The sequence below is a fragment of the Clostridia bacterium genome (genome assembly GCA_012841935.1).
GTDB lineage: Bacteria > Bacillota > Peptococcia > DRI-13 > DTU073 > DUTS01.
The window spans coordinates 1-13,528 of record DUTS01000039.1 but is presented as its reverse complement, the minus strand read 5'-3'; the positions used below and the strand labels follow the sequence as shown (position 1 = coordinate 13,528).

Here is a 13,528-nt window from a genome sequence, read left to right as displayed (position 1 = left end):
GAATGACCATCAAAGAAGCAATTAATAAGGCACCGACAATTTTTAGGCCAATGGTGATTACTAAAGCGGTAAGTAATAATAAAAGATAATTATAAAATTTAACTGGTAGGCCGGCTAAACGGGCACCGGTTTCATCAAAAATTAAATAGAAAAATTTATGTCGCCAAATAAAAAGAAAAAATAAAGTAAGTAGAGCTAAAGGAATCATAATCCAAAGGTCTTGCTGATTAAGAGTGAGAATACTGCCAAAAAGTAGGGCAGCTATACTGTTATCCGAGCTTTTGGTTACGTTAATTAAAAGAGCGGTGATGCCTAAACTTGCGGAAATAATAAGGGCTAGGGACAATTCAGCATAATCCTGAAAAGTTTGTCTTAATTTTTCAAGTAAAAAGGTCACGGTGATTACTAGTATTAATGCTGCTGGTAGGGGGCTAAAACCCAAAAAAAGGCCTATTAAGACACCGGCTAAGGAAACATGGGCTAAAGTATCACCAATGACGGCAAAACGGCGTAAAACTAAAAAGGTACCAATAGTGGGAGCTAAAATTCCAATAAGTAAACCAACTAGTAAGGCCCTCTGCATAAAAGTATATTGGAGCATCTCAAATCACATCCCTAGTGTTTAGTTTACATATTTTTTTTTGATTAAGGAGATAAAAATTCGCTTCTGTTCCCAGTAGTGGAGTTAAATCATGGGTAACAAGGATAATCGTTTTATTTTGTTGATGTAATTTATTTAAGAGCCGGAATAATTTTTCTATCCCTTGTTGATCCAAATTATTAGTTGGTTCATCAAGGATAAGTAATTGGGGATTATTTGATAAAATACGGGCTAAATGCACACGCTGTAATTGTCCACCTGAAAGAGTTTTTAAAAGGGCCCTGTGTTTTTCGGAAAGTCCCAATTCGTGAAGTAAAAAATCTTTAAAGAGACTATTTTTTTCTGAAGTATAGGTTAATACTTCCTCTACTGTAGCCGGAAAACTATTATTGAGATAGGTTTTTTGCGGTAAATAGCCAAGGGAAGAGGTGTTTAGGTTTACTAAACCACTTTCCGGTTTTAAAAGACCGCTAATAATTTTTAGCAAAGTGGTTTTGGCGGCACCATTAGGTCCGAAAATAACGGCAAATTCTCCTTCCCTTATTTCTAAATTTATGTTTTTTAAAATAAGCTCATGACCAGGATAAGCAAAATTAACTTGTTTTAATTGTACACAAAGCTGTTTCATAGTTCACACTCCAAAGCGATAGCTAGATTGTCTAGATTAGTTCGCATTATGGTAAAGTAGTCTTCGCCATTATTTAATTCTGTCTGTGTGAGTGTCCCTAAAGGATGTAGAGGTAAAACTTGGGCACCAGTTTCATAGGCAAGGGTGTCAGCGACTTGAGGACTATAAAAATTTGCGGTAAAAAGGTACTTTATTTTTTCTTCCTTAAGAATTTGGCAAATTTCTTTTAGTTTTTGAGCTGTAGGTTCAGCTTCGGGGTTTAGACCGAGAATGGGGATAGAAGTAAGCTGATAGTTTTGACAAAGGTAATTAAAAGCCGGATGAGTAACAATAATCTTTTGTTTTTTGGCTGTAGCCAATGTTTCTTGGTAAGCTAAATCTAAGGACTCTATTTGTGATTTAAAATTTGCAAAGTTTTTTTCGTAAATAGTTTGCTGGGATGGATCAAGGGTGCTTAATTCCTGGAGAATGTTTTCTCCAATGATTAAAGCTGCTTGAGGACTGAGCCAAAAATGGGGATCAGTTTCTTGGTTTATGTTAAGAACTTGGATATTTGTTGTAACCTGAGCAAAATGTACAGGTTGATTTGTTAAGTTGGCTTTTAGTTTGTCTAGGTAAGGCTCCATATTTGCACCATTATAGAGAAAAAGGTCAGCTTGACCTAAGTTAACTATTTGTTGGGGTGAAGGTTCAAAGGAATGTGGTTCTACACCTGGGGGTGTAAGATTATGTACTTTAATTTGTTCCCCGCCTATTTTACAGGTAAAATCATAAAGGGGATAAATACTGGTATAAACAACCGGTAAATCAGTAGTTTGTTGTATACAGCAGCCATTACCAATAAGTAATAAAATTAGATTTAATAGCAGGGCTTTAAGGTGAAACATTTAGATCTGCCTCCTTAGAAATAGGGTGGTAAAAGAATTATATGAAAAAGTGGGGCTTTTCAGAAGTAACAGCCATAAAGGCGGGTAAAAAAACTAAAGACAAGGATTAATTTTCCTTGTCTTTTTAGTGGGCAAGTAATTTATTATTGTAAATAAGGCATGGGATTAACGGGATTACCGTTTTTCCTGACCTCGAAATGTAAATGAGGTCCTGTGCTGTAGCCAGTACTACCTACTTTAGCTATTGGTTCACCTTTTTTAACTTCTTGGCCAACTTTAACTAAGGTTTTGGAAGCATGAGCATAAAGGGTAACTAAATTACCACCATGATTTAGCATAACGATTAGACCATAGCCACCACGATTGCCTACTTCCATCACTGTTCCATTTTCTGCGGCGACAATATTTGCTCCTTTAGGGGCACCAATATCTACACCAGTATGTAATTTATTTACTTTTAAAATGGGATGAAAACGCATTCCATAAGAGGAAGTAATTCTAGTGTGACCAGGTGCTGGCCAGGTAAATTTACCAGAACCTAAATATTCACCACTATCTCCACCAGTTTGCCTTCTGATTTCGGCGGCAATTTGTCGTGATTGTTCTTCTAGTTCGTTCAAGGCTGCCTCTTCACGGGCTCTTTCCGATTTTAAGGAATTATAAACAGTTTGCTGTCTGGAACTGGCTATAGCTAATTCTTTTCTTTGAAGATCTTGTTTAGTTTTTAACTCTGCCAGGGAATGCCGTTTTTGTAAAGCCATTTCTTGTTTAATATGAACTAATTTGATTTGCTCTTCATTTTCCTTGATTAATTGTTTATTATTTTCGGCTAGTGTACTTAAAAGATCCCAGCGAGTTAAAAAATCACTTATACTGGTAGAGTCTAAAAGGACTTCCAGAAAATGAACGTCACCTTGTTCGTAAAGAAGCCTGAGGTTTTGTTCCAAGGCTTTAGTATTAAGATTTATTTGTTTTTTATAATTCCGTAATTCTTTTTCCAAATTAAGCATTTCTCTTTCCAAAGTGGAAAGTTTTGTTTCTGTAGATTTTAAAGTATTGGTAGTTTTGGAAATTGTATTGTTTAAGGCCCTTAGTTCTAAAAGTGCATTTTTTTCTTCTGCCTTTTTTTTATTTAAAATATTTTTTTGGGCAGTAATTTGTTCTAGTATTTGATTTTGCTGTTCTTCTAAATCAATATTTACCGATCCTGCATAAGAAAAAGCCGATGTGGCTATAAGTAAACTAAGGCTAATAGCTAGTTTTTTCAAGATGTTTGCTTTTATTTTCACCTAGATCCCTCCCGACATTATAAAGTTCGACATGGAGTAAAAAACTCCTGCCGAACTTTGGTTTTTTTCGGGAGAAAAAAGAGTTTTTGATAAAAAATCAGGAAAGACCTTTGAATAATTTGGTTAAATGTCCGTTTTTCCCTAACCAGGCAAAGGTAATAATGATTAGGATTGCTAAAATGTAGTTGCCGATTAAATACCAAATAGTTAAGAAGTTCGCTTTTAAAGGTGTGAGGTGAAATGTATTGGCTAGGGCTGTTGTATAGTCATGACCATTACCAATTTCACAAAGGAGGACTGCAAATTGTTGGTGGTTCTTTTTTTGTAAATAGGTAAAAATTTGTGCTTGCCAACCTTTATTTAAAAGAAGGGCATCACCTAAAGAAATTAATTCTTCTAGTGGTAGTGTGTGCCAGCCTGGTCCATACCAGTGACTTAAAAAATGGCGGTGTACCGGAATTCTTGTTTCCTGGGGATTAAAAGGTGAAGCAGTATAATAGACAAATAATGAACCTTGATAGTTTTCATAAAAATCATGTTCTTTCCCCATAAAAATAAAAAGGGGACTTTTAGCTTCTACGGGAACAAAACCAGCCTCTTTGGCCATTTTTAAATAACTTTTGAACCATTTATAAACTTTATTTTGTTCTTCTGGGAAATAATCACCAAGAATTAGATTAGCCCCTTCTAGAATAAAGGCACTGCTTTCTATGTTTTTATTCAGATAAAAGGTTTCTTTTTTGCCAGTGGTGACTTGATGTCCGGCAGAATCAGAGGCAGTTAATTCGTAGAATAATTTTTTAAAGGGTCCAGGTGCTGGGTTAAAGTAAACTAAATCATAATCATATTGAAAGGGCTGTAAAGGAAAATCTATTTGTTGTGCGGTTTCTCCTTCCCATTGATAATTAAGTGTAATCTGGGAAAGATCACCATCTGGGTCTTCTAAATAACTTTTTAAAATAATGCCTTGGCGGCTTTCATTAGTAGTCGTATACTTAATAGTTATTTCCGGTGGGCTGGGTTTTACTTTTTCGGGCGGCAGTTTGGCTTTTAGCCAGGGCTGTAGTAAAGAGTGAACTTTTAGTTCTTGAATTTGATTTAATAAGTTCATTAATTTGCCGGTATGTTGGTCATAGGATTTACCTACTTCCCAATATGCCCGCGGATAGGTGGCTTCATTATTTATTAGCTCATTAAATAATTGTAAAGCCTTTTTTTCATTGGCAGCTTTTTGATAGTAATAGGCTTGACCGTGTAGAAGAGCCAGTTTTTCTTCTTTTTTGCTAATTTCAGTTTGCTTTTTTTCTAGTAGGGAAATTGCTTTATCATATTCTTCATAGGCGGTTAAAATGGCGATAGTTTGTTCTTCTTCGGGACTAAGTAATTGCAGCCACTCTTGCTGTTCTTTTTTTAAATTAATTTGAATGCTGAGTGGTTCTCTATTATCGGTGAAAGACCAAATAAGTAAATCTTCCTTAAATTGATAACCAGGTGTAAGGGAATGGATTAATCCCGGATGTGTATTTAAAAAATTAACCATTAGGGTGAATTGGGCCTTTTCTTTTAAGGTAAAGCCATTTTGGGGAAAAGAATAACCAAAGCTGCAAAAACCTTGGGTATCAGTTGTAAGTGGGAGTCGATAATCTAGGTTTAGGGTAAGCTCTTGGTGGGGTTCTAAGGTGATTTCCCAAAAATAACGTTGGGCTCTAGGTTGGTATTTGGTTTCAATTTCCGTTTCCCCAGCCCAAACTGTTAAAGATTCTTCTTTTGTGAGAAAAGGTAATCCCATTTTTAGTTTTTTGTTGTTTTCTCCGGGATTGATTAAAGAATAGGTAGAATTAACCAAAATGCTTTCTTCTGTAAATCCCAAATCAATTTTTTGGTCGGCAAGCAGGATGTCTGTTTTTTGTAAAGGAATAATTTCCGCTACCATCTGTTTAGGTGTATTGGTAACCGCTAAAGTGGGAACGGAAATAAATAAACCCAGAATAATCATAATTAGCTTTTTTTTCATAAGGGCCTCCTTGAAAAATAATGTCGACAACTATTATTTTAAAGGAAAAAGATTAGGAGGTAAACCCCGTAAAAAAAGTCATGTATTGCAGGAATCACGGGGGAGTTGTATAATAACATATACTTAAATAGTGTATTAATGGTGAGGGGGATAATGATGAGTAGATATAATATAGCTATAGTCGGTATGGGAGCAGTGGGGCGACAAATGGTTGCCATTTTGGAAAAATCTCGGATTCCTGTGGCTGAACTGCGTTTATTAGTCAGGAGAAATGCCGGTGAAATAATTAGATTCCGGGGACAAAAGTATGTAGTAGAATGTTTTACACCAGGAGCCTTTCAGAATATAGATCTGGTTCTAATGGCAGCTGGTGGTAAGGCCTCTTTGGAATTGGCACCTTTGGCTTTGGAGGCTGGGGCCGTGGTAATAGATAATAGCAGTGCTTTTCGTTTGGAGCCAAATGTACCGTTGGTTATTCCGGAAGTAAATCCCACGGCTATTGAAGATCATCATGGTATAATTGCCAATCCTAATTGTTCCACAATTCAGATGGTGGTTCCTTTAAAACCATTACATGATTTGTTTAAAATTAAAAGAATTGTAGTTTCCACATATCAGTCAGTTTCAGGTACGGGACGGCAGGCCATCGAAGAATTGGAAAATCAGGTAAAGGCATTTGTAAGTGGTGAAAAACCGCAGGTAAATGTATATCCTCATCAAATTGCTTTTAATGTTTTACCACATATTGATTCTTTTTTGGAAAATGGTTATACCAAAGAAGAATTAAAAATGGTGCGGGAAACACATAAAATTTTAAATGATACTTCTTTACAAATTTCCCCTACTGCTGTAAGGGTTCCGGTTTTTAATTGTCATGCAGAGGCCCTTAATATTGAAACTGAAAAACCTTTGCCTGAAATAGCGGCTGTAAAAGAAATATTGGCAAAAGCCCCTGGGGTAAAAGTAGTTGATGATGTGGAAAACAATGTTTATCCTCTGCCTTTAGATTGTGCAGGGGGGGATAAAGTATATGTGGGTAGAATAAGGAAAGATTTTACGGTAGCACATGGTTTAAATTTATGGGTGGTGGCCGATAATCTGCGCAAGGGGGCGGCCTTAAATGCAGTGCAGATAGCGGAATTGCTGGTTAAAAAATATTTTGCAAGCTGAGGGCTTTGCTTTCCGGGATATGTTGAATATAGCTGTGTAAAACGTAAATTTCAGCTAAAGCATGATTGCTATCTTGATGATCAAGATAGCTCTTTATTTTGGCGAAACTTTCTTCAATACGGTCCATTTCTTGGTGATGAATTAATAAAGGCCAATATTTGCGTACCTCGTCCCATTCCTTTTTGGTTTGTTGAAAGTGCTTTTTCGCTTTTGTCCAGTTGGCTTCTTTAATTGCGAGTTCAATTTTTTGGGTAGCTTTCAAAAGTAAGGCGGCACTTCTATCTAAAAAAACATTCATACCCCAACCTAAACTTAAAAGAAACAGTAATAACATGATTAGGGCTAGGGGAACAAAATATTTTTGTTCAAACAATTAATTAACCTCCTTTTTACGCTGCCAAGATATTTTTCCCGTTTTATCAATACTTACAAAAAAAAGTTCCTTTAAATCTTTGATTTGATATTTACTTAGTTTGTCTAGTAATTTTTCTTCGGTAAGGTTAAAGCGTTTTAAATTATCATGTTCGATATACCCATCTAATACTAATGATAAGGGTAAGCCCACATCTTTAGGGTTTATCCCTAAATCTTCTGTAATGATGGGGCGGCTGCTGCTTTTAGGGATGATACTCATTTGTCCATTGGTTTCTAAAATGGCATAATCAACATCAGCAATATTAGTAAAGTTTTTAACCCGTAATTGTTCCAAAAGGTCATTTAAATTAATTCGTAAACGGCGCAGTTCACTTTCAATAATGGTGCCTTTTTCTATTAAAATACTAGGGCGGCCGCAAATAAAGGTTCTGGCTCGTTTGCTTTTTAAAGTAAGATAGGCAATGGAAACTTGGGCCAAAAGTAAAGTCAAAATGGGAATAATTCCATCTAAAAGTGGTATTTCGGTATCAGCCATGGGCACAGCTGCCAATTCGGAAATCATGATGGCAATTACTAATTCAAAAGGTTGTAGTTCCCCGATTTGGCGTTTACCCATCAAACGCATAACTAAGACAACCAAGGAATATAAAATAAGGGTACGAAAGAAGACAATCAAATTTAAATCTCCCCTTTATATTATTTTGTGTGTTTTCTTGATATCATAATGGTTAGTTATGGATTGAATAAGGGAAGTGAGTTTTTATGCTGTTAGGTTTAGTTTATTTTCTCGTTTTTTGTTTAGGAATTGTTCTTTTTATTTTATTTTGTCCTTTTTATTATTCATTGAAGATTGCTAAACAAGAAAAATGGGAAACAAACTTTGTGTTGAAACAAGGTGGGCTTCGATTATGTTTGCAATACAAAGATCAGGAATTGGAAAAGGCTATTTTTTTGTTTGGTAGATTGATAAAAAGAATGAAAAAAAAGGAAAAAGGCATAAAAAAACAAAAAACTTTATTGGATAAGCAGGAAAAGGAGACGAAAAAGAGAAGAATATGGCGAAGGATATTTAATTGGCAGGAATTGTTAAGTCGGGAAGCATTTGCTTGTTTACGAGAATTATTATTTAGCATTGGTGCGGTTTTTTACCCGCGTAAAATGTTTTTCGAAGGTAAAATAGGTTTTGACGATCCTTATTATACTGGTTTATTGGCCGCTTTTTTGATGGGATGGCGAAAGAGAAATTGGCTGATAAATTTAGATTTTACCGGATCGGTCTGTGAATTTGATCTGCAAATGGAAGGTAAAGTATGTTTAATTGTTTTACTTTATTATTGTTTACAATTTTTATGGCTTTATCCCCTTTGTTGGTTTAAAGGGGTTAAATTGAAAAGGTGTACCTAGGAGGTAAAAGAATGGATTTTAATCAGCATTTACAAACCTTGTTTGGTCAATTAAAAACTTTTTTCCGCACAGAAACCGTTGTTGGTGAACCTATAAAAGTGGGTGACATAACTTTAATTCCTTTAATCGAAATTAGTTTTGGTTTGGGTTCTGGTGGGGGAACATCTAAGGATAAAAAAGCAGATGGTGCTGCTGGAGCGGGTGTAGGGGCAAAAATAATGCCAACAGCTATTATGGTGGTGAAAGAGGAAGAGGTTTCCTTAATTCCCTTAAAAGAACGTGATTCTTGGGAAAATATTTTAAAGATGGCCCCGGGTTTGATTAGTAAGTTAAAAGGTAAAGGTCGGGGTGAAAAAAAGGAGAACCCCCAAACAGAATAACCTGTTATCTAAACATTACAAAAGATAATGACTCTTATTGTTATTAGTTAGGGAAAATGTTATAATATAGTTACAAGAGTAGGATTTGCTTGCTTTTTGTCATAATTTGTTGTAATAATCTATAATAAGTTAGTGCGTTCTTGAAATGATTTGCAGGGGGTGGGGGAGATGGCAGTAACCGAACAACAAAAAAGGGAAAGTAGGTTAAGGTTTCATTTGTTCCTTTTTGTGGTTGGTTATGGAGTTTTTGCTTTTATAATGCTGCATGTTTGTTCTGTTTATAATACATATGAGCAATTTGTAATAGAGAGTATTGAGCAGATTGAGGGATTTGTTGATCAGGTTGCTCTGCAGATGCAAGAGGCTCCTATTTTTGTGCCAACCTTACGTGAGTTACAGCAGTTTCTCTTTTTTTCAATGTTTTACTTTGTTATGGTAGCTTATTATTTTACTACCCGTAAAAAATATATGCTGGGAAAGGAATTTGGTACGGCGGAATGGGCCAAACGTGGTGACATTAAAAAAATTATGGACCGCCGCAAAAACAATAACATTATTTTTACTCAAACAGAAGGTATGAGTCTTAATACTCGTAAAACGGGTAAAAACTTGAATATGCTAATTATTGGTTCACCGGGTACTGGGAAAACACGATATTTTGCCAAGCCGAATATTCTGCAAGCGAATACATCTTATGTCATTACAGACCCTAAAGGGGAAATTTTGCGGGATACAGGTTGTTTTTTGCAAAAGATGGGTTACCGTATTAAGGTTTTGAATGTTATTGATATGGAACATAGTGATGGCTATAATCCTTTCGAATATATTCGAGATGAAACAGATGTCTTGAAGGTTATTGATTGTTTGATTCAAAATACTACTCCAGATGGTTCACAGGCTCAGGACCCTTTTTGGGAAAAAGCCGAAACGGCTCTTTTACAAGCTTTAGCCTTCTTTGTTTGGTATGAATTACCTAAAGAGGAGCAAAATTTCTCGACAATTTTGGAATTGCTACGCATGGCTGAAGTAAGAGAAATGGACGACGAATATGAAAGTGATTTGGATTTAATTTTTAGACAGTTAAAAAAGGAAAAGCCACAGCATATTGCTTTAAAACAATATTCAATTTTTAAACAAGCTGCCGGTAAAACGGCAAAATCAATTTTGATTTCGGCTGGTGTGCGTTTAGCCTCATTTAATATACCGGCTTTGGGGAATTTGACTTCACGCGATACCCTGGGATTAGAGACACTTGGGGATCAGAAAACAGCCCTGTTTGTTTTAATGTCAGATAGTAACACTACGTTTAACTTTTTGGTGGCCATGATGTATACACAGCTTTTTGATACTCTTTATCATGTGGCCGATTTTAAGTATCGGGGCAGGTTGCCGATTCACGTTAGATTTATTTTGGATGAGTTCGCCAATATTGGGCAAATACCTGAATTTGATAAATTAGTTGGTACCATGAGGAGTAGAGAAGTTAGTGTTAGTGTAATTATTCAAAACATTTCTCAACTAGAAGCTGTTTACGAAGCTACCTGGGAAAACATAATTGGTAACTGTGATAGTATGTTATTCCTTGGTGGGAAAGATATCGCTACATTAGAATATGTTAGTAAGATTTTAGGTGAAGAAAGTATTGATTCTTACTCTATAAGTGTTTCTAGGGAATCACTTTGGAAACATACCAGTTCCAAAAGTTTTGACGGAATGGCTCGTGAGTTAATGAAGCCGGATGAATTGGGTCGTATCCCAGACCGCGATTGTATTTTACATATTAGAGGAATGAATCCCTTTTATTCCCGTAAGTATAGATTGGAGAGTCACAAGAACTATAAGTATTTGTATGATAGTTCTGACCGCTATTTCTTTGATTATCGGAATATTAAGGGGGTGAAAATGGCCGGAAGGGATTTGCAATTTGGTGATGGTGATCCCTATCACCATGAAAATAGCTTACTCCGTGAAAGAACTCTTGATCATGACTTCTTGAGATTCCCGGAGATAAAATTCAGGCTTATTAAAAAAGTAAAAAGGAGTGATTCTGAATGAGGGGTATAGTAATTAGGAAGAAAATGTTTAGTAGAAAGTTTCAAAGGAAAGTAATGTTTTTTGCGGCGTTGTTGGTTTGTTTTACGATTTTATTTAGTTTATTTGCTTTGCCGGCCTATGCTAAAGGTGAAGGTGAAGGTGAAGGTGAAGGTGAAGGTAAAGAGGAGACCGGTCCGATTACAATACCAAGTGATGCTGAATTAAAGGGTGCTGACAAAATGCATAAGGTAATTGGTTGGCTAGCTGGTTGGGCGGGTAAAATTGGTCTGGTAGTGGCTTTCTTTGGTGCTCTGCAAACAGTATTAGGCTTTATGAATGATGATGCCGATTCTAAGGTAAGAGGTTTAAAAACAATGGCCGCAGGATTTATGCTTTGGGGTATTTCCATGTCCGTAAATATTTTCTTTACCGCTTAATTATTTAGAAATTGATAAAGTTTGTAGGTAAATTATTATGGGGAGGGCTGGTCTTTTTAATAAGCGGTCTCCCTTTTTTTCTAAATAGCTTAAGTTCGGGGGTGGGTTTCATGAAAAAGTTAATTAGAAAAAGAAAAACGATAATGATGATGAGCTCACTTTTGTGTACGGTGCTGTTAATTGGTGCTGTTATGTTTCCGGAAACGGTCTATGGTGGACAAGTTAACACTTGGGATGAACTGTTAGCCCTAATTCGTAGTGGAAAAACTACGATAAGTCAAGTGGAACCATATCTTTCGCAAAAAGTGAATACTTGGCAAGATGTGCAGCGGTGTATTCCGGATGCACCCGCAAATTATGAGGATTTTAGCTTGATGATTAATATGGCTATTGAACAGGGGAATCAGGCTGGCACGGGAGAAGCAGGAGTAGGTTCTTGGAATGATTTTTTGGCACTTGTTCGCGGCGGGAAAACTGAGTTGGCGGATGTAGCCCCTTATTTTTCAATATCAATTAATACTTGGAGAGATGTTTATGATAATGTCCCCGGGGCTCCCTCTGATTACGATTCGTTTCTTGTGGCTGTTAACAATGCAATTGCGGAAGCCAATAAACCGGGGTTTGGTGGAGCACTCCCGGGGTCGGGATTAGATTCAACTAGCTGGGCTGCGAAGGGACAAGCTAAGCTTTATAATTCAACCGGTATATTAGTGGGTTGGACGGCAAAGCTTGGTTTATTGGTGGCTTTTTATGGGGCCATAAAACTTGGACTGGCTTTTGTGCAGGATGATGCGGGCGAAAAGGTGGTTGGTTTAACTGCTATGGTTTCTGGGTTCATGGTTTGGAGTGTTTCCATGTCGGTTAATAAATTGTTCCTTTAGGAATAATAGCTTAAGAGTCGCAAAATAGGGATAAATTATAGCAAATACTGTACATTTAACAGCTTTTTTGTTATAATATAACTAAGAATGTAGTAAATGTTTAGGGATATAAGGATTGTTAAGATAAATATAGTTATGGTTTAGGGGGTGGGCCCATGGATGAGATGTATAATAACATGGCTGATGGCTTAACCGGTTTGGAAAAAGATATAGTAAAAATTATTGAGACTGTAAAAGCACTGCCTTTTGGGGATTATTCCGAAGGTTCGATGAGTGGAGTTGCTACTACCGCAAAAGTATTTGCGACGTCTTTAGAGTCGATAGCTTTAACTTTATTAATTTTTTTCTTCTTTTATGAATTTCTTAAAAAAACGGTGATGTTTGAATTTGTTAATTGGGAGAATGTTGTTAAAATATTGTTGCGATTTTTCATTGCGAAGCTTGTGGTTCAGAATTGTTATGCTATTTTGGAAGTAATTGCAATTGTTATGAATGGTGTTTTAGGACTGATCGGTGATCCTAAAAATATAAAGAGTATTTTAAGTCCGGAAGAACATGCAAAGTTGGCTGGTGAATATGCAAAAGCTGGATTTTGGGATGGTCCTTTCGTTTTTTTGAAAATGGCAATAGCCTGGTTTATCGTTTTGATAATAAGAATTGTGGTTGTATTTGTGGTTATAGGGCGTTTTCTTGAAATCGCTATTTACACAGCCATTGCTCCTATTCCATTATCTACTATTGCGGGGGAATCAACATCAAGTATCGCTATTAGTTTTATAAAGGGTTATATAGCGGTGTTACTACAGGGTGTGATAATTGTAGCGATGTGCTGTCTTTATGTAAGCATGGCTCAGGCTTTTGGTGGTACTACGTTCACTGGCATGTTTGGTAATTTGATTACTTATTTGATATGCTCGGCGGTATTATTATTTACTGTGTTGAAATCGGGTAATTGGGCTAAGCAAATTATGGGTGCATAAAGGGGGATAGCGAAGATGATTGAAGTAAAGGTGCCTAAGGAAATACGTGCCTATCGTGAAAAGCTGTTTTTTGGGCTTAATTTAAGACAGACTATATGCGGTGTATTGGCAATTGTGTTAAATATTCCTATTTATATTTATCTTCGCCCTGTAATTGGTGATGATTTGGCGGCTTGGATTATTATTTGTATAGCGGCACCCTTTTTCTTTATTGGATTTTTTCAGTATAATGGCATGCCTTTTGAACAGTTTGCTTTATGTATAATTAGATTTCAATTACTGGCCCCCCGAAAAAGAAAATATAAATCGGAGAATTTATATGCTATTTTAATGGAGGCCCATCATAGAAAAATAGCTATGGAACGAAAGCGGCGAGAAAGTGCCTTTTATAAGCTGACTCGCAGGTTTAATAAGCGGAGAAAGCTTAAAAAATATTTGGAATTAAAGT

The 13,528-nt window shown here is 36.2% G+C and carries 15 protein-coding genes; 8 read left to right on the top strand and 7 right to left on the bottom strand.

Annotated elements, in window-relative coordinates; translation table 11 throughout:
• The 5 genes from GX687_02340 to GX687_02320 all read right to left on the bottom strand — a co-directional run.
• Nucleotides 1–601 (bottom strand): metal ABC transporter permease (locus GX687_02340; GenBank protein ID HHX96290.1); only part of this gene is annotated, 601 nt, incomplete at its 3' end.
• A gap of 1 nt (nucleotide 602) precedes the next feature.
• Nucleotides 603–1,229: a metal ABC transporter ATP-binding protein gene (locus GX687_02335; protein ID HHX96289.1), complete on the bottom strand. Its 627-nt coding sequence runs from the start codon at nucleotides 1,227–1,229 to the stop codon at nucleotides 603–605.
• The gene (locus GX687_02330; protein ID HHX96288.1) at nucleotides 1,226–2,116 is read right to left on the bottom strand and encodes a zinc ABC transporter substrate-binding protein; all 891 of its coding nucleotides are present in this window, start codon (nucleotides 2,114–2,116) and stop codon (nucleotides 1,226–1,228) included. The genes GX687_02335 and GX687_02330 overlap by 4 nt, the downstream gene beginning before the upstream one ends.
• 143 nt (nucleotides 2,117–2,259) lie before the next feature.
• A complete protein-coding gene (locus GX687_02325; protein ID HHX96287.1) occupies nucleotides 2,260–3,405 on the bottom strand; it encodes a peptidoglycan DD-metalloendopeptidase family protein in 1,146 nt (381 codons plus the stop codon).
• A 97-nt stretch (nucleotides 3,406–3,502) separates the two neighbouring features.
• Nucleotides 3,503–5,419: a hypothetical protein gene (locus tag GX687_02320; protein ID HHX96286.1), complete on the bottom strand. Its 1,917-nt coding sequence runs from the start codon at nucleotides 5,417–5,419 to the stop codon at nucleotides 3,503–3,505.
• Nucleotides 5,420–5,572: 153 nt separating this feature from the next.
• Here GX687_02320 and GX687_02315 point away from each other — a divergent pair, with 153 nt between their 5' ends.
• Nucleotides 5,573–6,589: an aspartate-semialdehyde dehydrogenase gene (locus tag GX687_02315; protein HHX96285.1), complete on the top strand. Its 1,017-nt coding sequence runs from the start codon at nucleotides 5,573–5,575 to the stop codon at nucleotides 6,587–6,589.
• On the opposite strand, the gene GX687_02310 is transcribed toward GX687_02315, so the two are convergent.
• Both GX687_02310 and GX687_02305 read right to left on the bottom strand, forming a co-directional pair.
• Nucleotides 6,567–6,962, bottom strand: a complete 396-nt coding sequence (locus GX687_02310) for a DUF4363 family protein (GenBank protein HHX96284.1) — start codon at nucleotides 6,960–6,962, stop codon at nucleotides 6,567–6,569. The genes GX687_02315 and GX687_02310 overlap by 23 nt on opposite strands.
• Complete coding sequence (locus GX687_02305; protein ID HHX96283.1) at nucleotides 6,963–7,589, bottom strand: DUF421 domain-containing protein; 627 nt, start codon at nucleotides 7,587–7,589, stop codon at nucleotides 6,963–6,965.
• 137 nt (nucleotides 7,590–7,726) lie between these two features.
• On the opposite strand from GX687_02305, the gene GX687_02300 reads away from it, so the two are divergent.
• From GX687_02300 to GX687_02270, 7 genes are all read left to right on the top strand, one after another.
• Nucleotides 7,727–8,368: a hypothetical protein gene (locus GX687_02300; GenBank protein HHX96282.1), complete on the top strand. Its 642-nt coding sequence runs from the start codon at nucleotides 7,727–7,729 to the stop codon at nucleotides 8,366–8,368.
• An 11-nt stretch (nucleotides 8,369–8,379) separates the two neighbouring features.
• Nucleotides 8,380–8,748 carry a sporulation protein gene (locus GX687_02295; GenBank protein HHX96281.1) on the top strand — a complete coding sequence of 123 codons (369 nt, stop codon included), beginning with the start codon at nucleotides 8,380–8,382 and terminating at the stop codon, nucleotides 8,746–8,748.
• A 168-nt stretch (nucleotides 8,749–8,916) separates the two neighbouring features.
• On the top strand, nucleotides 8,917–10,803 hold the full coding sequence (locus tag GX687_02290; protein HHX96280.1) for a type IV secretory system conjugative DNA transfer family protein: 1,887 nt from the start codon (nucleotides 8,917–8,919) through the stop codon (nucleotides 10,801–10,803).
• Nucleotides 10,800–11,219, top strand: coding sequence for a hypothetical protein (locus GX687_02285; protein ID HHX96279.1), 420 nt, complete (start codon nucleotides 10,800–10,802; stop codon nucleotides 11,217–11,219). Before GX687_02290 ends, GX687_02285 begins: the two co-directional genes overlap by 4 nt.
• Before the next feature lie 110 nt (nucleotides 11,220–11,329).
• On the top strand, nucleotides 11,330–12,100 hold the full coding sequence (locus GX687_02280) for a hypothetical protein (protein ID HHX96278.1): 771 nt from the start codon (nucleotides 11,330–11,332) through the stop codon (nucleotides 12,098–12,100).
• Between the two features lie 155 nt (nucleotides 12,101–12,255).
• Entirely contained in the window at nucleotides 12,256–13,080 is an 825-nt protein-coding gene (locus GX687_02275) for a hypothetical protein (protein ID HHX96277.1), read from the top strand.
• 15 nt (nucleotides 13,081–13,095) lie between these two features.
• On the top strand, nucleotides 13,096–13,528 hold a 433-nt coding region (locus tag GX687_02270), incomplete at its 3' end, for a PrgI family protein (protein ID HHX96276.1).